General features: G+C 73.6%; 18 protein-coding genes. 1 reads left to right on the top strand and 17 read right to left on the bottom strand.

The window, feature by feature from the left end; translation table 11 throughout:
- Nucleotide 1: 1 nt before the first annotated feature.
- The 10 genes from dprA to BLU42_RS04415 all read right to left on the bottom strand — a co-directional run bounded on the left by dprA (nt 2) and on the right by BLU42_RS04415 (nt 9,491).
- Nucleotides 2–1,138, bottom strand: coding sequence for a DNA-processing protein DprA (gene dprA / locus BLU42_RS04460; protein ID WP_231918435.1), 1,137 nt, complete (start codon nt 1,136–1,138; stop codon nt 2–4).
- Nucleotides 1,135–2,685 carry a YifB family Mg chelatase-like AAA ATPase gene (locus BLU42_RS04455; RefSeq protein WP_091073434.1) on the bottom strand — a complete coding sequence of 517 codons (1,551 nt, stop codon included), beginning with the start codon at nt 2,683–2,685 and terminating at the stop codon, nt 1,135–1,137. Before BLU42_RS04455 ends, dprA begins: the two co-directional genes overlap by 4 nt.
- Nucleotides 2,682–3,056 carry a YraN family protein gene (locus BLU42_RS04450; protein WP_091073433.1) on the bottom strand — a complete coding sequence of 125 codons (375 nt, stop codon included), beginning with the start codon at nt 3,054–3,056 and terminating at the stop codon, nt 2,682–2,684. Before BLU42_RS04450 ends, BLU42_RS04455 begins: the two co-directional genes overlap by 4 nt.
- 190 nt (nt 3,057–3,246) lie before the next feature.
- A complete protein-coding gene (locus BLU42_RS04445; RefSeq protein ID WP_091073432.1) occupies nt 3,247–3,567 on the bottom strand; it encodes a DUF2469 domain-containing protein in 321 nt (106 codons plus the stop codon).
- A complete protein-coding gene (locus BLU42_RS04440) occupies nt 3,564–4,307 on the bottom strand; it encodes a ribonuclease HII (RefSeq protein ID WP_231918434.1) in 744 nt (247 codons plus the stop codon). Before BLU42_RS04440 ends, BLU42_RS04445 begins: the two co-directional genes overlap by 4 nt.
- Nucleotides 4,304–5,080, bottom strand: a complete 777-nt coding sequence (lepB, locus tag BLU42_RS04435; RefSeq protein ID WP_091073430.1) for a signal peptidase I — start codon at nt 5,078–5,080, stop codon at nt 4,304–4,306. The genes BLU42_RS04440 and lepB overlap by 4 nt, the downstream gene beginning before the upstream one ends.
- A gap of 48 nt (nt 5,081–5,128) precedes the next feature.
- Complete coding sequence (rplS, locus tag BLU42_RS04430) at nt 5,129–5,479, bottom strand: 50S ribosomal protein L19 (RefSeq protein ID WP_091073429.1); 351 nt, start codon at nt 5,477–5,479, stop codon at nt 5,129–5,131.
- A 363-nt stretch (nt 5,480–5,842) separates the two neighbouring features.
- A complete protein-coding gene (locus BLU42_RS04425) occupies nt 5,843–6,589 on the bottom strand; it encodes a succinate dehydrogenase/fumarate reductase iron-sulfur subunit (protein ID WP_091073428.1) in 747 nt (248 codons plus the stop codon).
- Nucleotides 6,590–6,682: 93 nt separating this feature from the next.
- Entirely contained in the window at nt 6,683–8,650 is a 1,968-nt protein-coding gene (locus BLU42_RS04420; RefSeq protein ID WP_456238008.1) for a fumarate reductase/succinate dehydrogenase flavoprotein subunit, read from the bottom strand.
- 130 nt (nt 8,651–8,780) lie between these two features.
- Complete coding sequence (locus tag BLU42_RS04415) at nt 8,781–9,491, bottom strand: succinate dehydrogenase cytochrome b subunit (RefSeq protein WP_091073426.1); 711 nt, start codon at nt 9,489–9,491, stop codon at nt 8,781–8,783.
- 184 nt (nt 9,492–9,675) lie between these two features.
- On the opposite strand from BLU42_RS04415, the gene BLU42_RS04410 reads away from it, so the two are divergent.
- Nucleotides 9,676–10,557, top strand: a complete 882-nt coding sequence (locus BLU42_RS04410; protein WP_157719764.1) for an SGNH/GDSL hydrolase family protein — start codon at nt 9,676–9,678, stop codon at nt 10,555–10,557.
- Nucleotides 10,558–10,581: 24 nt separating this feature from the next.
- Here BLU42_RS04410 and trmD read toward each other — a convergent pair whose 3' ends face one another.
- From trmD to BLU42_RS04375, 7 genes are all read right to left on the bottom strand, one after another.
- A complete protein-coding gene (gene trmD / locus BLU42_RS04405) occupies nt 10,582–11,790 on the bottom strand; it encodes a tRNA (guanosine(37)-N1)-methyltransferase TrmD (protein ID WP_231918433.1) in 1,209 nt (402 codons plus the stop codon).
- Nucleotides 11,787–12,371, bottom strand: a complete 585-nt coding sequence (gene rimM / locus BLU42_RS04400) for a ribosome maturation factor RimM (protein WP_091073424.1) — start codon at nt 12,369–12,371, stop codon at nt 11,787–11,789. Before rimM ends, trmD begins: the two co-directional genes overlap by 4 nt.
- A gap of 25 nt (nt 12,372–12,396) precedes the next feature.
- Nucleotides 12,397–12,654, bottom strand: coding sequence for an RNA-binding protein (locus BLU42_RS04395; protein ID WP_091073423.1), 258 nt, complete (start codon nt 12,652–12,654; stop codon nt 12,397–12,399).
- Entirely contained in the window at nt 12,654–13,121 is a 468-nt protein-coding gene (gene rpsP, locus BLU42_RS04390; protein WP_091073422.1) for a 30S ribosomal protein S16, read from the bottom strand. Before rpsP ends, BLU42_RS04395 begins: the two co-directional genes overlap by 1 nt.
- 221 nt (nt 13,122–13,342) lie before the next feature.
- Nucleotides 13,343–14,194 carry an ABC transporter permease gene (locus BLU42_RS04385; RefSeq protein WP_091073421.1) on the bottom strand — a complete coding sequence of 284 codons (852 nt, stop codon included), beginning with the start codon at nt 14,192–14,194 and terminating at the stop codon, nt 13,343–13,345.
- A complete protein-coding gene (locus BLU42_RS04380) occupies nt 14,191–16,821 on the bottom strand; it encodes an alpha/beta fold hydrolase (RefSeq protein WP_091073420.1) in 2,631 nt (876 codons plus the stop codon). Before BLU42_RS04380 ends, BLU42_RS04385 begins: the two co-directional genes overlap by 4 nt.
- A complete protein-coding gene (locus tag BLU42_RS04375; protein ID WP_091073419.1) occupies nt 16,814–17,908 on the bottom strand; it encodes an amidohydrolase family protein in 1,095 nt (364 codons plus the stop codon). The genes BLU42_RS04380 and BLU42_RS04375 overlap by 8 nt, the downstream gene beginning before the upstream one ends.

The raw sequence follows: 17,908 nt of genomic DNA, 5'->3' as shown, positions 1-17,908 counted from the left end.
CTCACGCCGGCCCCCGGGGGGTGGCCCGCCAGCCGCGCGCGTCGCCGACCGCCAGGCCGCGCGACTCGAGCTCGGTGAGCGCGGCCAGGCAGACCGGGACACGCACGCCGGCCGTCGACGCGATCTCGCCCGGCGTGCGCCACCGCCGCGCGGACAGTGCCTCGAAGACGCCCAGCTGCGCGACGTCGAGGGCGTCGGTCCGCCGGTCCGGCCCCTGCTCGTGGCCCAGGAGGTGCTCCCCGGCCGCCGAGACGAGCTCGAGCACCTCGTCGGCGCGGGTGACGAGCACGGCCTGGCCCTGACGCACCATCAGGTGCGGGCCCACCGACGCCGCCGAGTGCACCGGGCCCGGCACGGCCATGAGGGTGCGCCCGAGCGAGGAGGCCCAGCCGGCGGTGTTCCGCGCCCCCGAGCGCAGCGCCGCCTCGACCACCACGGTGCCGAGCGTGAGCGCCGCGATGAGCCGGTTGCGCGCGAGGAACCGGACCCGGGTCGGGTGCGAGCCGGGCGGGAGCTCGGACACGACGAGGTGCCGCGCGGCGAGCCCCTCGAAGATCCGCGCGTTGCCCGGCGGGTAGGCCACGTCCACCCCGTTGGCCACGACGCCGACGGTCGGGCCACCGACGGCGAGGGCGCCGCGGTGCGCGGCCGCATCGATACCGAAGGCTCCGCCGGAGACGACGGTCACGCCCGCGTCCGCGAGGTCGGACGCCAGGTCTGCCGCGACCCCGTTGCCGTACGCGGTCGCCGCCCGGGATCCGACGACCGCCACCGACCGCTCGACCAGGGTCCGCAGGTGCCCGGGTCCGCGGAGCCAGAGCCCCAAGGGCACCCCGCCCCGGCGCTGCACCGCGTCGACCTCGGCGAGGTCGTCGAGACGGTCGGGCCACTCCTCGTCGCCCGGGACCACGAAGCGGGCGTCCGAGGTGCCGTACGCCTCTCGCTCCTGGTCGAGGTCGAGGTGCCGGGCGCGCGCGGCCACCAGCTCGCCGAGCCCACCCTCGAGCACCGCCTCCCAGGCTGCGGCCGGACCGACGGCCGCGACCAGGGCGCTCACCGAGGGCTCCCCCGCATCGGTGACGGCCCCGAGAGCGAGGCGGGCGTCCCGGTCGCCCAGCGCGGCGGCCGCCGTGCTCACCCGACCTCCCGGGCGAGAGTCCCGGGCTGCTCGCCGCGGCGCATGGCCACCGCGAGCGCGGTGTCGTCCCGGCTCGGCCGGTCCCGACCAGCCAGGTCCGCGACCGTCCAGGCCAGGCGGAACACCTTGTCGACACCCCGGGCGCTGAGCCGACCGCGGTCGAGGGCGTCCCAGGCCAGCTGCGCGCCGTGCGGCGGCGGCAGGTGGCGACGCAGGTGCGGACCGGGGACCTCGCCGTTCGTCCTCCACGGCGTCCCGGCCAGGCGGGCCCGCTGCCGCCCCCGCGCCTCCCGCACCCGCTCGGCGACCCGTAGCGACGGCTCGCCGTCCGAGCCCGCCCTCAGGTGCGAGCGTCGTAGCGGCAGGAAGGTCTGGACGATGTCGACCCGGTCGCGCACCGGCCCGGAGATCTTCTCCGCGTAGCGCCGCACGGACGCCGGGGCGCAGGTGCACTCGGCGCCGGGTGTGGCCGCCATGCCGCACGGGCAGGGGTTGGCCGCGAGGACGAGCTGGAACGCCGCCGGGAACCGGGCGTTGAGCTCGCTGCGGGCGATGCTCACCGTCCCCGACTCGAGCGGGGTCCGCAGCGCGTCGAGGACCTGCGGTGCGAACTCCGGGGCCTCGTCCAGGAAGAGCACGCCACGGTGGGCGCACGAGATGGCTCCCGGGCGGGCGACCCGGGGACCGCCCCCGACGATGCTCGCAACGCTGGCCGAGTGGTGCGGGTCGACGTACGGCGGTCGGGCGACCAGCCCGCCGCTCAGGTCGAAGCCGGCGAGCGAGTGCACCGCCGACACCTCGAGCGCGTCGACCGGCTCGAGGTCGGGCAGCAGGCCGGGCAGCCGGCACGCGAGCATCGTCTTGCCCGCGCCCGGAGGTCCGTGCAGGAACATGTGGTGCCGCCCGGCGGCCGCGACCTCCAGCGCCCACTTGGCCTCCTCCTGGCCGACGACGTCGGCCAGGTCGAGGGCGCCGAGCCGGTCGCCAGGCGCAGCGACCACGCTGAGCTCGACCGGGTCGACGAGCGGCACCGGTTCACCGCGCAGCTCGGCCACGAGCTGGCTGAGCGACGCCAGCCCGAGGACGTCGACGCCGTCGACCAGGCTCGCCTCGGCGGCCTGGCGCAGCGGCACGACGACCCGGGTGAAGCCGGCCCTCGCCGCCGCGATCGTCGCCGGCAGGACGCCGGGAACCGGACGCAGGCGCCCGTCGAGGCCGAGCTCTCCCAGCAGCGCCGTCCGGCTGAGCGCCTCCAGGGGGATCACGCCCGAGGCGGCGAGCACCGCGGCCGCGATGGCCAGGTCGTAGTGGCTGCCTGCCTTCGGCAGCGTCGCCGGCGACAGGTTGATGGTCAGCAGCGCGACCGGCCAGGTGTGGCCGGAGTTGGTCACGGCCGCCTTGCACCGGTCCCGCGACTGGTACAGCGCGGTGTCGGGCAGACCGACCAGCACCGTGCGCGGCAGCCCGCCGCCGATGTCGGCCTCGACCTGGACCATCCGGCCCTCCACGCCGACGAGGGCGACCGACCACGTGCTCGCGAGCATCAGCCCACCCCGCGCGCGTGCGTCAGCTGCGCGTCGTGCCCGGGCCGCAGCACCACGCCGATGGCGTCGATGCGCACCCGGACGGGTCCGGTCGGGTGGTCACGCACCCACTCCGCCGCCAGCTGGCGCAGCGTGCGCAGCTTGGCCCACGTGATCGCCTCCAGCGGGTGCCCGAACCCCAGCCCCGTACGGCACTTGACCTCGCACACCACGACCGTGGGCACCGCGCCCGTGCGGTCGAGCGCGACCACGTCGACCTCGCCGATCCGGCCGCAGCGCCAGTTGCGCGCCAGCACCTCCATGCCCTGCCGCTGCAGCTCGGCGACCGCGAGGTCCTCCCCGCGCCGCCCGACCGCCTGTCGTCCCTGCTCCATGGCTCACCTCCGGCGGGAGCATGGTCGGCAGAGCCCGTGACGGGTCGTGTCGAGGAGGTGCTGTGGACGGCCGGGCCGTCGGGCAGGAGAACCTGTGGACGAGCGGCACTGCGCTGCAGGCGCAAGTCCCCCGAGCAGGTGCGCTCAGGCGCGCGAGTCAGGCGGAGCAGGGACGGGCGCAGCGCCAGGGTCAGCCGCCGGTGACGCTCTTGGGGACCTGGAGGTCGGAGTGCGCGATCTCCTCGATGGAGACGTCGCGGAAGGTGAGCACCTTGGCGCTCTTGACGAACCGGGCGGGGCGGTACATGTCCCAGACCCAGGCGTCGCCCATGGAGACCTCGTAGTAGACGTCGCCGCCCTCGGTGCGCACCTTGAGGTCGACGGCGTTGCAGAGGTAGAAGCGGCGCTCGGTCTCGACGGCGTAGGTGAAGATGCCGACGACGTCCTTGTACTCGCGGTAGAGCTGGAGCTCCAGGTCGCTCTCGTACTGCTCGAGGTCTTCCGCGCTCATGAGGCCCTGGCTCCCTGCTCGTCCTGCTCCTGCCCGTCGTCCTGCTCGAGGACCTCACCGACCCTAGCCGCCCGCCGCACGTTGACGAACCGGCGCCGGTGCGTGGGCGAGGGCCCGTACGCGTCGAGGCGCTCCTGGTGCAGCGGCGTGCAGTAGCCCTTGTGGACGTCGAAGGCGTAGTCGGGGTAGGTGCCGTGCAGCTCGGCCATGATCCGGTCGCGCGTGACCTTGGCGACGATCGAGGCGGCGGCGACGCAGGCCGCGACGCGGTCGCCCTTCCACACCGCGAGCCCGGGCACGCCCAGACCGTCGACGCTGAAGCCGTCGGTCAGGACGTACGTGGGCGCCACGTCGAGGCGGACGAGCGCCCGCCGCAGGGCTGCGAGGTTGGCGACGTGCATGCCGAGGCGGTCGCACTCCTCGGGGGGCACGGCGACGACCGACCAGGAGACGGCCTTACGGATGATCTCGTCGTAGAGCCGCTCCCGGGCGGCCACGGTGAGGAGCTTGGAGTCCCGCAGCCCCTCGATGCGCCGGGCCTTGGTCTCGCCGAGGATCACCGCTCCGGCGACGAGTGGGCCGGCGCAGGCGCCGCGCCCGGCCTCGTCGGCCCCGGCCACCGGGTCGAGCCCGGCCCGGTGCAGCGCGCGCTCGTAGCCGTACAGGCCGCTGTCGCGCCGGAGCCTGATGCTGCCCGGCTCGGGGACCCCGGCGAGCTGACCCACCGTGGACGTGCTCAACAGCTGACGCCCGCAGGCTCGATCTCGCCCCGCTCGGGTGCGGGCTCCGAGGGGGCGGGCACGTCGGCGAACGTCGCCGGGATGCGGAGCCGGGTGGCCCGGTCGAACGGCGACACGATGGCGAACGCCGGCCCGACGACGTCGGAGACCGGGACGAAGGCCGTCTGCCCGCGTCCCTGGGTCGAGACGTCGGAGAGGTGGCAGCGCGAGTCGGCGCTCAGGTCGCGGTGGTCGCCCATGACGAAGATGCGGTCGCGCGGGACCACCACCGTGAACTTCACGTCCGACGGGGCGACCTGCACCCCGTCCGGCGCCGTGTAGAGGTACGACGTCTCGTCCAGCGCCTGACCGTTGACCGTCACCCGGCCCGAGTCGTCGCAGCACACCACGGTGTCGCCGGGCATGCCGATCACCCGCTTGATCAGGTGACCGGGCGAGCTGGCCGTCGGGACGCCGATGAACTCGAGGATGCGGTCCTTGACCGTCGGGTCCTCGGTCGGCTCGTCGCCCAGCCAGTCCGCCGGGTCCTTGAACACCACCACGTTGCCGCGGTGGAAGTCGGTGATCTTCTGCACGACGACGCGGTCACCCTGCAGCAGGGTGTTCTGCATCGAGTCCGACGGGATGATGAACATCTGCCCGACGAACGCCCGCAGCAGCGAGCTGACGATGATCGCGCCGACGACGACGAACACGAGCTCCTTGAGGAACACCAGGCCCGCGACGTGGTGGGCCCGGACCTCGCGTCCGGTCTTCGGCTCCGTGCTCGTCATCGATCCCGTCCCGCCACGCCGTGGGTCCTGCCCGAGCCCGGGTGGGCCTCAGGCGTCGCGCTTCTCCTTGATCTTGGCAGCCTTGCCGCGCAGACCACGGAGGTAGTAGAGCTTGGCGCGTCGCACGTCGCCGCGGCGGTCGATCTCGACCTTGTCGATGATCGGGGAGTGCACCGGGAAGGTGCGCTCGACACCCACGCCGAAGCTCACCTTGCGGACCGTGAAGGACTCGCGGAGCCCGTCGCCGGAGCGGGAGATGACGACGCCGGCGAAGACCTGCACGCGGGAGCGGTTGCCCTCGACGACCTTCACGTGCACCTTGACGGAGTCGCCGGGGCGGAAGACCGGGACGTCGGTGCGCAGCGAGGCGCGGTCGAGCTCGTCGATCAGCTTGCTCATGTCATTCCTTCGCCGGTGCCACAGGTCACCATGCTCGTGTCGTGCTCGGATTCAGGCCGCCCGGCGTCACGCGGCTCTCCCCCTGTGGCAGGTGGCGGGACGTGGGCAACAGCGAGCAAGTCTGCCACAGCGCGGGAGGCGGACCGAAATCCTCGCAGGTGTCGGTACTGGCGGATCGCCGCCGAGCGTAGATCGACGCGAACTCGGCCCTCGCCGAGTGACGCGCCGCCGTCTGGACGACCGGACGACGACGCCGCCCGCCGCAAGACCTGTACGGGCAAGCGGACGAGCGGCCTCGTCGGGAGGGAGGAAGACGGCGGATCAGAGCGTCATGAGCGCCGCAGCGAAGCGGAGGCAGACAACTCAGTCGCGCCCGCGGGCCAGCGAGCCGAGCAGGTCGCGGTTCAGGCGGCTGATGGTCTCGAACGGGATGCCCTTGGGGCAGACGGCCGTGCAGTCGCCGATGTTGGTGCAGCCGCCGAAGCCCTCGGCGTCCTGCTGGTTGATCATGTCGACGACCCGCGAGCGGCGCTCCGGCTGGCCCTGCGGCAGGAGGCCCAGGTGGGTGACCTTGGCCGCCGTGAAGAGCATCGAGGAGCCGTTCGGGCAGATCGCCACGCACGCGCCGCAGCCGATGCAGGTGGCGGCGTCGAAGGCGTGGTCGGCGTCGTTCTTGGGGATCGGTGCGGCGTGGGCGTCGGGAGCCGTCCCGGTCGGCGCGGAGATGAAGCCGCCGGCCTGGATGATCCGGTCGAAGGCGCTCCGGTCGACCATGAGGTCCTTGATGACCGGGAACGGGCCGGCCCGGAAGGGCTCGACGTCGATCGTGTCGCCGTCGGAGAAGCTGCGCATGTGCAGCTGGCAGGTGGTGGTCTGCTGCGGGCCGTGGGGCACGCCGTCGATCACCAGGTCGCAGCTGCCGCAGATGCCCTCGCGGCAGTCGTGGTCGAAGGTGATCGGCTCCTCGCCCTGCATGGTGAGCCGCTCGTTGAGCACGTCGAGCATCTCGAGGAAGCTCATGTGCTCGCTGACCTCGTCGACCTCGTAGGGCACCATCCTGCCCTCGGCCTCGGGGCCGTCCTGACGCCACACACGAACCGTGATCTTCACTGACACATCTCCTTCGCGCCTGGTGCGCGTCGAACGTGCCCGAGGTGGTCGCCCCGGGCGTGATGCCTCGCGCTGCCGCGGGGCACGGGAGTCCTACTTGTAGGACCGCTGCTTCATCTCGACGTACTCGTAGACCAGCTGCTCCTTGTGCAGGACCGGCTTGCCGTCGTCGCCGCCGAACTCCCAGGCCGCGACGTAGGCGTACTCGTCGTCGTGGCGCAGGGCCTCGCCGTCCTCGGTCTGCGACTCCGCACGGAAGTGCCCACCACAGGATTCGCGCCGGTGCAGCGCGTCGATGCACATGAGCTCGCCGAGCTCGATGAAGTCGGCCACACGACCGGCCCGCTCGAGCGCCTGGTTGACGCCCTCGCCGTTGCCGAGCACGCGCACGTCGGACCAGAACTCCGCCTTGAGCTCACGGATCCGCGAGATGGCCTTCCGCAGGCCCTCCTCGCTGCGCTCCATGCCGCAGTAGTCCCACATGATGTGGCCGAGCTCCTTGTGGAAGGAGTCGACGGTGCGGCTGCCCTTGATCGACAGCAGCTTCTCGATGCGGCCCTTGACCGCGTCGACCGCCTCGACCACCGCCGGGTGGGTCTCCTCGACCTTGGCGAAGGGACCCGCGGCCAGGTAGTCGTTGATCGTGTTCGGCAGCACGAAGTAGCCGTCGGCCAGGCCCTGCATGAGTGCGCTCGCACCCAGGCGGTTGGCGCCGTGGTCGGAGAAGTTCGCCTCGCCGGTCACGAACAGGCCCGGGATCGAGCTCTGCAGGTCGTAGTCGACCCAGAGGCCGCCCATCGTGTAGTGCACCGCGGGGTAGATCCGCATCGGCGTCTCGTACGGGTTCTCACCCGTGATCTGGGCGTACATGTCGAAGAGGTTGCCGTACTTGGCCTCGACGCTCTTCTTGCCCAGCCGCTCGATCGCGTCGGCGAAGTCGAGGTAGACCCCGAGCCCGCCAGGACCGACGCCGCGACCCTCGTCGCAGACGTTCTTGGCCGCGCGCGAGGCGATGTCGCGCGGCACCAGGTTGCCGAACGCCGGGTAGATGCGCTCCAGGTAGTAGTCGCGCTCGTCCTCGGGGATCTCGCGCGGGTCGCGCTTGTCCTCGCCCGACTTGGGCACCCAGATGCGGCCGTCGTTGCGGAGCGACTCGCTCATCAGCGTGAGCTTGGACTGGTAGTCGCCGCTCACGGGGATGCAGGTCGGGTGGATCTGGGTGTAGCAGGGGTTGCCGAAGTAGGCGCCCTTGCGGTGCGCTCGCCACGTGGCCGTGACGTTGCAGCCCATCGCGTTGGTCGAGAGGTAGAAGACGTTGCCGTAGCCGCCGCTGGCCAGCACGACCACGTCGGCGGTGTGGCTCTCGATCTCGCCGGTGACCATGTCGCGCACGACCACGCCGCGGGCCTTGCCGTCGACGACGACCAGCTCGAGCATCTCGTGGCGGGTGTGCATGGTGACGGTGCCGGCCGCGATCTGGCGCTCGAGGGCCTGGTAGGCGCCGAGCAGCAGCTGCTGGCCCGTCTGGCCGCGGGCGTAGAAGGTGCGCGAGACCTGGACGCCGCCGAAGGAGCGGTTGTCGAGCAGGCCGCCGTACTCGCGGGCGAAGGGCACGCCCTGGGCGACGCACTGGTCGATGATGTTGGTGCTGACCTGGGCGAGGCGGTAGACGTTCGACTCCCGCGCCCGGAAGTCGCCGCCCTTCACGGTGTCGTAGAAGAGCCGGTAGACCGAGTCGCCGTCGTTGCGGTAGTTCTTGGCCGCGTTGATGCCGCCCTGGGCGGCGATCGAGTGCGCCCGGCGCGGGCTGTCCTGGTAGCAGAAGCTCGTGACCTTGTAGCCGGCCTCGCCGAGCGTCGCGGCGGCGGAGGCCCCCGCGAGACCGGTACCGACGATGATCACGCTGAGCTTGCGCCGGTTGGCCGGGTTGACCAGCTTGGCGCTGAACTTGCGCTCGTCCCAGCGGGCCGCGATGTCGACCTTCGGTGCCTTGGTGTCGGCGATGTCCTCGCCCTGGTCGAAGAGGGAGTCGGCGTCGACCGAGTTGACCAGGTCGCCCACCGAGTCCTTCACCGAGTCGGCCGCGTGGCGCACGGTGTCGAGCACCCTGTCGCCCAGGCTCTCGTGCTGCTTGTCGTCGGTCATCGGGTCACCCGGGTCCTTTCGGGGTCCGGACGGACGGTCAGTGACGTCACCTGACCAGCCCGACCAGGATGGAGAAGGGAGGAAGAAGGAAGCCCACCGTGACGACGCCGGCGACGGCGTACGCGATGAGGTTCAGGCGGTGGCGGGCCACCGTCGAGGTGTTCGCGCCGAGCGTGGTCAGCGCGCTCCAGGTGCCGTGCCGCAGGTGGAAGCCCACGGCGAGCATGGCGATCGTGTAGACCGCGACCAGCCACCAGACGCTGAAGCCGTTGACCACCCGCTGGTAGGGGCTGTCGGAGGCGCCGCCGGGGTTGATCACCTGCCAGGTGAAGTTCAGCAGGTGGAAGATGACGAAGAGGGCGATGATGATGCCGCCCCAGCGCAGCGTGAACGAGCTGTACGAGCGCTGGACGCCGCGGGCCGCCCGCGGCGCGTGGTAGCGCTTGGCGCCGCCCCGGCCGTGGTGGTTGCGCTTCCAGAGCTTGAAGGCCGCGTACGCGTGGGCGACGACCGCGACCAGCAGCACCACGCGGATGACCCAGAGCAGCCCCGTGTGGGGCAGCACCGGCTCGCCGATGGTGCGCAGGTGGTGCGCGTACTCGTCGAAGGCCGCCTGTCCGGCGAACACCTTGAGGTTGCCGTACATGTGCGCGAGGAGGTAACCGATGAGGATGATCCCGCTGACGGCCATCAAGGCCTTGAGCGCGACCGTGGACCGCGCCGCACGTTGCGACGTGGTCAGCGTCGTTGTTGCCACCCCGCCACGATACGGGGAGGGCCCCACGAGGCGCGAGTAAGGCCAGTGCCCTCACTGGTGTCATTCGTCACGTATGCACCCGCATCCGCCGGTCCCCGTCCGCGACGCTCGCCCTCCGGGGGCTCGTCGACCTCCTGCGCCGGTCCACATGGTGCGCACAGCAGGCCTGCCTACGCTCCCGGACGTGGGTAGCTGGCGGATGCGGACCGGGGCCGTCGTGGCCGCCCTCCTGGTGACGGCGGGCTGCGGGACCGCCGAGGCCTCGTCGTCCGGGTCGGGTGCTGCCTCACCCTCGGGCGCGGCGTCGAGCACACCCGCGGCCCCGGCTGCCGCCGCACCATCCGTCTCGTCGGCGTCGCCGGCGCGCCCCTCGCCCTCCCCCGGCTCGACGCTGCGGGTCGTGGGCCTCGGCGACTCGGTCACCTCGGGCTACCACTGCGACTGCGACGACTACGTCACCGGCTTCGCGCACCTGCTGGCGAAGCAGGACGACATCAGGGTGCACGCGACGAACGACGGCGAGGCCGGGTCGACCAGCGACGGGCTGGCCGACGAGCTCGAGGGCACCGGCGACGACGACCGCGACCTGCAGGACGACGTCGCCGGCGCGGACGTCGTGGTCATCACCATGGGCGCCAACGACCTCGCGCCCGCGCTCGACTCCTTCCGCGAAGGGTCCTGCGACGCCTCCTGCTACGACCCCCAGGTCGCGCAGATGCAGACCGACCTCGGCCGGGTGCTGGACCGCGTGCAGACGCTGGACCACGGCCACGCCCGGGTGCTGGTCACGACCTACTGGAACGTCTTCACCGACGGTGACGTGGCGCGCCACGCCGAGCGCTCGGGCTACCTGGCCTGGAGCGACACGGTCACCCGACAGGCGAACGCGGCGATCACCGCCGTGGCCTCGGCGCACCGGGCGACGCTCGTCGACCTCTACGCACCCTTCAAGGGCGACGGGAGCGACGACCCGACCGGCCTGCTCGCCGACGACGGGGACCACCCGGACGCGGCGGGGACGGCGTTGATCAGCCGCGCGGTCCTCGAGGCGTACGAGGAGCACTGAGCCGACCCGCCGGCCGGCGCCGGCTCAGGCCTTCGGCTCCCGGCGCAGCGTCACGACCGGGACCCCGGCCTCGTCGACGCCCTCGGAGACGACGCGGAAGCCGAAGCGTCGGTAGAGGGCGAGGTTCCGTCGGCTCGCGGCACCGGTGAGGAGCTCCGCCGCGGCGCCGGGTGGCACCGCCTCGAGCAGCCGGCGCAGCAGCGCCGAGCCGAGGCCCCGGCCCTGCTGGTCGGGCGCGACCATCAGCCGGCTCACCCACCAGGTGCCGTCGGCGCGGTCGGCCACGCGCGCGGTGGCCACGATGCGCGTCCCCTGCCGGACGACGAGGACGGTGTCGGACGTCAGGAGCGAGGCGGCGAGCTCCTCGAGGGTCTGGGTGAGCGGGGGCAGCTCGAGGGAGTCGTTGATCCGGGCCTCGGCGACGAAGGCCGCCCGCTGCAGCGTGAGGATCTCTCCCGCGTCGGCCGGGGTGGCGGTGGAGACGGTCAGTCCCTCGAGCCCGCGCCCCTCCAGGGGTGCCGGCGCCAGCTCCGGGCGTACGCGGCGGGTGCGCTCGAGCGCCTGCTCGCGGCGCCAGCGCGCGATCGCGCCGTGGTCGCCGGAGAGCAGCACCGGGGGCACGTCCAGACCGCGCCAGGAGGTCGGCTTGGTGAAGACCGGTCCCTCGAGCAGCCCGTCGTGCTCCGCCGCGTGGGACTCCTCGGTCAGCGAGGCCGGGTTGCCCACGACGCCGGGCAGCAGCCGGACGACCGCCTCGAGCATGACCAGGACCGCGACCTCGCCCCCGTTGAGCACGTAGTCGCCGATGCTCACCTCGTCGACCCGCATCCGTGTCGCGGCGTCCGCGGCGACGCGGGAGTCGATCCCCTCGTAGCGCCCGCAGGCGAAGACGAGGTGCGGCTCGGCGGCGAGCTCGACGGCCACCGCCTGGGTGAACGGCCTCCCGGAGGGGGTCGGCACCACGAGGCGCGGCCTCGGGTCCGCACCGGCCGGGACCAGCGCGTCGAGCGCCTCGCCCCAGGGCTCGGGCTTCATCACCATGCCGGCGCCGCCGCCGTACGGGGTGTCGTCGACGGTCCGGTGCCGGTCGTGGGTCCAGGTGCGCAGGTCGTGCACGGCCAGGTCGAGGATGCCGGTCCGGGCCGCCCGGCCGATGAGGGACAGCCGCAGCGGGGCGAGGTAGTCCGGGAAGATCGTGACGACGTCGGCGCGCAGCGCGGGCGCGGGGGTCACGCGGAGGTGCCGGTCGGTCCCGGCTCGTCGGGCAGGTCGGAGAGCAGCCCGGGCACGTCGACGACCAGGACCCGTCCGGCGGCCAGGTCGACCTCGGGGACGAGCGCCTCGACGAAGGGCACCAGCCGGGTGCCCGCACCGGTCTCGATCTCGAGCAGGTCCTGCGGACCGGGGTGCAGCACGTCGCGCACCCGCCCGACCGGCCGGCCGTCGGTGGTCTCGACGGCGAGCCCGACGAGCTGACGGTCGTAGTACTCGCCCTCGTCCTCGGGCACCTCGTCGGCCGGCACGTCGGTCACGAGCACCAGCCCACGGGCACCCTCGACGGCCGTGCGGTCGAGGAGCTCCTCGAAGCGCGCGAGCAGCCGGCCGGAGTGCCAGCGGGTCGACTCGACGGTCAGCACGCGCGTGGAGCCCTCGACGCGGAGCACGGCCCCGTCGACGAAGCGCCGCTCCGGCTCGTCGGTCCGCAGGTCGATGGCGACGTCGCCGCGGATGCCGTGCGGACGCCCGAGAGCCCCGACGACCACCTCGACAAGGTCGGGGCGGGCGACGGGGCCCTCGGGGTGCTGCTGGGTCATGCGGTGCTCGCGGTCGACGCGGACGTCAGCCGCGCGGGCGGCGCGACTGGCGGTCGACGTCGACGAAGTCGACGCGGACCTGGTCACGGCCGGCCAGCGCCCCGACGACGGTCCGCAGCGCGGTCGCCGTGCGGCCCTGGCGACCGATCACCTTGCCGATGTCCTCGGGGTTGACGCGCACCTCGAGCATCCGGCCACGCCGCTGGTCCTTGTCCCGGACCGAGACGTCGTCGGGGTGGGTGACGATGCCCCGCACGAGGTGCTCGAGCGCCTCGGACAGCATCAGGAGGCGCTGGTCGAGGCCGCGGCCGCACCGGCGTCAGCGGCCTGCTGCGCCTCGGCCGGGGTGCCCTCGACCTTGGCGTCGGACGAGCGGCCCGACTTGGTGACCGCCGCGCCGCGGGGCTCGGAGCCGGCCTCGGCGAGGGCGGCGTTGAAGAGGTCGAGCTTGTTCGGCTTCTCCTTCTGCGGCTCGACGCCCGAGGGCGAGGTGTCGCCGGAGAACTTCTGCCAGTCGCCGGTGCGCTTGAAGATGGCGACGACGGCCTCGGACGGCTGGGCGCCGACGGAGAGCCAGTACTGCGCGCGCTCGGAGTCGACCTCGATGACCGACGGGTCGTTCTTGGGGTGGTACTTGCCGATCTCCTCGATCGCACGACCGTCGCGCTTGGTGCGCGAGTCGGCGACGACGATGCGGTAGTGCGGCGACCGGATCTTGCCGAGGCGCTTCAGACGGATCTTGACAGCCACGTGTGTGGGAACTCCTGTATGTGTACGCGACCGGGCGCTCCTGCGTCGGCCACGAGGTGGGTGAGCCCGGACGACGCGGTGGGTTCGCGTCCATCAGGGCCCGAGGGACCCGAGCCGGACGACGATGAGAGGGCGCCGACCAGCACAAGTGCAGCGACCATCATGCCAGACGATGCCGCACCGGGCGATTCGCCGCCCGGGTGGAGATCGGTGGTCCCGGGCTAACTGGTGACGTCCTTGCGCAGGAAGCGCCAGGTCGCGACGCCGACGCAGACGACCGAGTAGCCGACCGACCACAGCGCGCCCTGGGCCATGCCGGACCAGTCGACGGTGGGGGCGAGGGCGTCGGCCCAGGCGAAGGCGAAGTGCCCCGGGAGCGCCTGGCGCAGACCGCCCAGCGCGGTGATCTGGTCGAGGATCGCGCAGACGATCCATAGCACGACCGCCCCGCCGACCGCGGCCAGCGGGGCGTCGGTGAGCGTGCCCAGCAGGAAGGCGAAGGCGCCGACGACGCTGAGCGACAGGGCGAGGTAGACCACCACAACACCCAGGCGGGCCACCACCAGCGGGTAGGCGAGCTGGTCGCCGGTCGGGCCGACGTAGGGACCCCAGCCGTACGCGAGCCCGCCGACCAGCAGCGTCCACACGGGGAGGAAGACCAGCGCGGCCAGGCTGAACAGCCCGGCCGCGACCAGCTTCTGGCGCAGCAGCCGCTCGCGGCGCACGGGCGCGGTGAGCAGGTAGCGCAGGCTCGACCAGCTCGCCTCGCTCGGCACCGGGTCGCCCGCGAAGAGGGCGACGACGACCACGAGCAGGAAGCCGGTCGCGGCGAACAGCGCGAAGACCACCAGGTTGGCCCCGCTGTCCTGGGCGAGGTCGACGAACCCGCGCTGCGCCGACGTCGCGTCGGAGGAGCCGAGCCAGAAGGCGGCCAGGAGCACCAGGGGCAGGGCGGCGAGCACGGCGAAGACGACGACCGTGCGGCGACGCGACAGCTGCCGTCGGATCTCGGCGGACAGCGGCAGGGCCCGGCGGGCGCGTGCCGGTGCCGGGCGCTCGGCGGTCGTGCTCACTGCCCACCTCCTGCGGGTCCGGTGCCGACGAGGTCGAGGAAGGCCTCCTCCAACCGGCGGCGCCCGTCCCCGGTCAGCGTGGACGTGGCCTCGGAGAGCAGGACCTTGCCGCGGGCCATGACGACGACGTGGTCGCAGCTCTGCTCGACCTCGGCGAGCAGGTGCGAGGAGATCAGCACCGTGCGGCCGGCCGCGGCGTAGTCGGCGAGCACGCGCCGCATGGCGGTGATCTGCGGCGGGTCGAGGCCGTTCGTCGGCTCGTCGAGCAGCAGCAGCGAGGGCAGCCCCATCATCGCCTGGGCGATGCCGAGGCGCTGGCGCATGCCCTGGCTGTAGCCGCGGACCCGGCGCTCGACCGAGGTGCCGAGATCGGCGATGGCCAGCACCTCGTCGAGGTGCGCCTCCTCCGTCGGGCGCCCGGTGGCCTTCCAGTAGGCCTCGAGGTTGGCGCGTCCGGACAGGTGCGGCAGGAACCCCGGGCCCTCGATCAGCGCGCCGACCGAGCCGAGCACGTCGGCCCCGCCCTGCACGGGACGGCCCTCGACCCACACCGCGCCCTGGTCGGGACGGATCAGGCCGACGACCATGCGCAGCGTCGTCGTCTTGCCCGCGCCGTTCGGGCCCAGCAGACCCACGACCTGGCCCCGCTCGGCCCGGAACGTCACCCCGTCGACCGCCTTCAGCCCGTCGGCGTACGTCTTCTCCAGGCCCTCGACGACCAGCGGCACGTCGGCGAGGTCCGGGCGCTCCGGTCCCCCGGCCTCCGCCCGGCGGGCGCGGCGCAGCAGGAGCAGGCCGACGAGGGCCGCGAGCAGGAGGAGGGCGACCGCCACCACCAGCGGAACCGGCACGTCGAGCCGGCTGCCGCCGCTGGCGCTCAGGCCGCCGAGGTCGGGCAGCGTCAGCACCGGGTCGGCGAGCGCCACGGAGTAGGTCGCGGGGTCGACGGGTCCGGCGTACGCGCTGTCGGTCGTGGCGACGACGAGGCGCAGCCGGTGGCCGACGGGCACCTGGTGGGACACCGTGGGCAGCGCCACCTCGACGGTGGTCGTCGCGCCCGGGGTGAGCCCGGTGAGCCGGACCGGCGCCACGGCCCGCCCGGGCAGGACGGTCGAGGTCGGGCGCCGGGTCTGCGGGTCGTCCGGCCCGAGGTCCCAGACGCTCGCGAAGAGGACCGCCTCGTCGCTCGACGAGCTGACGTCGAGGCGCACGCGACCGCTGCCGACGAGGTCGTACGGCCGCTCGACCGGGGCGCTGGTGAAGGTGGCCGCCTGCCCGGGCAGCACCGCGAGCGGGTAGCCCGCGACGGCGGCCGCCGCGCCCGCCGCGCCGCTGCCGGGCAGGTTCGTCAGGGCGCCCGGGCGTGCGCCGGCCGGGTTGACGACCGTCTGCGCGCCGCCGTCGAGCGTGAGCGTCCGGACCGCGGGAGCCGGGCTCCCCCGTCCTGGGTAGGTGCCGGCCGTGAGCACGCGCGGCGCGCTGTCGTCGTCCCCGCCGCCGGTGCCCACCAGGGAGGTCTCCGGAACCGTCACGGACACGGCGGGCTGCACGGCGGCCGAGGTGTCCTGCTTGAGGTAGCGGTCGAACCAGGCCGTCACCCGGTCGAGCTGGTCGTCGACGGAGATGCTGGCGTCGTGGCCGCCGGGCACCCAGGCGGTGGCCGCCGGGGTCGTGGCCGGCAGGCCGCGCATGACGCGGTCGGCCTGGTCGAGCCCGAAGAGGGTGTCGTCCTCGCCCTGGATCATCAGCGTAGGCGCGGTGATCCGGCTCAGGTCGGGCGAGGAGCGGCGGGCCAGCGCCAGGAGCTCGGCGCTCGGGGTGCCGGTGCGGGCGCTCCCGACGTACGCGCGGCACACGTCCTCGGCGAACCGCCCGCACACGCTCGGGGTCGGCTGCCCGCCCGCCGCCGGCTCCTCGGACCCGCTCGTGTCAGTGCCCGCGGAGGCCGTGCCCGTGAACAGCAGCGCGGCCCACGCGGCCTTCAGCACGCCGGTGCCCCCGCTGGCGGTGACGTCGGCCAGCGAACCCGCACCGCCGGTGACCCGGCTCTGGGGCACCAGCGCGCTCGTCAGGTCGGCGTAGGTGAAGGCGGGTACGACCGCGTCGACCCGCGTGTCGAGCGCGGCGACCTCGAGGGCGACCGCCCCGCCATAGCTGGCGCCGGCGAAGCCGACCACGGGGTCGGACCCCGTCTTCTCGACCTCGGGACGCCGCGCCGCCTCGTCGACCATCGCCACCGCGTCGCGGCCCTCGTACGCGGGGTCGTCCAGGTGCACGAACCCCCCGGAGGCGCCGAAGCCGCGCGCGGTGTAGACGAGCACGGCGTACCCGTCGCGGGCGAGCGTCCGCGCGGTGGGCAGGCTGTCGGCCTTCGTCCCGCCCAGGCCGTGCGCGAGGACGACCGCGGGCCGGGGCGTGCCCGGCGCCGTGGTCACCAGCGTGGCGTCGAGGGTGACCGACGTGCCGTCCGGCTCGGGCGTGCCCGGGACGGACAGCACGGTCTCGACGACCGCGTCGTCCGCGGCCTGCGCGGGCGCGGCCACGCCGAGCGGCGCGAGCCCGACGCCGAAGGCGGCGAGCGCGGCCCAGATCCGGGAGCGGCCCCGGGAGAAGGAGCGGTCAGGCAACGCGGCGTCCCCGCAGGACGACGGCCGCCGGGGTGCTCAGCACCCGCAGGTCGGCCCGGGGGTCGGCGTCGAGCAGCACGAGGTCGGCCGGCGCGCCCTCGGCGAGGGTGTCCGGGTGCCCGAGCCAGGCGCGGGCCCGCCAGGACCCGGCGCCGAGCGCCTGCTCGGCGCTCATGAAGGAGGAGAGCGCCGCCATCTCGCGCCCGACGATGCCGTGCGGGAGGTAGCCGCCCGCGTCCGTGCCCGCGTAGATCGGGACGCCGGCGTCGAGCGCCGCGCCGAAGGTCGCGTGGCGGCGCTCGTAGAGCCGCCTCATCCGCCGCGCGTACGCGGGGAACTTGGCCTCGGCCGCGTCGGCGAAGCCCGGGAAGTTCTCGAGCTGGATCATCGTGGGCACCAGCGCGACCTGCCGCTCAGCCATCAGCGCGATGGTCGCGGCGTTCGTCGTGGGGTCGAGCCCGGTGCCGTGCTCGATGCCGTCGATGCCCGCCTCGACGAGCTCGGCGACGGCCTGCTCGCCGAAGACGTGCGCGGTGACCCGGCAGCCGAGGGCGTGCGCGCGGGCGATCGCGGACCGGGCGACCTCGAGCGGCCACAGCGGGGCCAGGTCGCCGACCTCGCGGTCGATCCAGTCCCCCACGAGCTTGACCCACCCGTCGCCGCGCGCGGCCTGGCGCTCGACCGCCTCGACGAGCGCGTCCGGCTCCACCTCGTCGGCGTAGTTGCGCAGGTAGCGCTTGGGCCGGGCGATGTGCCGGCCCGCCCGGACGATCCGCGGCAGGTCGTCGCGCTCGTCCATCCAGCGGGTGTCGGCCGGGCTGCCCGCGTCGCGCAGCAGCAGAGCACCCGCAGCCCGCTCGGCCAGCGCGTGCTGCTCGGCGACGTCGTCGGGGACCGCGCCGGTGGACTCCAGCCCCACGTGGCAGTGCGCGTCGACCAGGCCGGGCATGACGTACGCGCCCTCGACCCGCTCGGCGTCGCGGACCGGCTCGTACGTCACGTGGCCGTCGACCACGTACAGCTCGCGCCGTTCGCCCTCGGGCAGGACGACGGCGGACAGGTGGAGAGGACGGTGGAGACGGGTCAA

The sequence above is a fragment of the Microlunatus sagamiharensis genome, from assembly GCF_900105785.1.
Classification (GTDB): Bacteria; Actinomycetota; Actinomycetes; order Propionibacteriales; family Propionibacteriaceae; genus Microlunatus; species Microlunatus sagamiharensis.
Note: the sequence above shows the minus strand (reverse complement) of the source record. Positions and strands in the feature narration are given on the sequence as shown.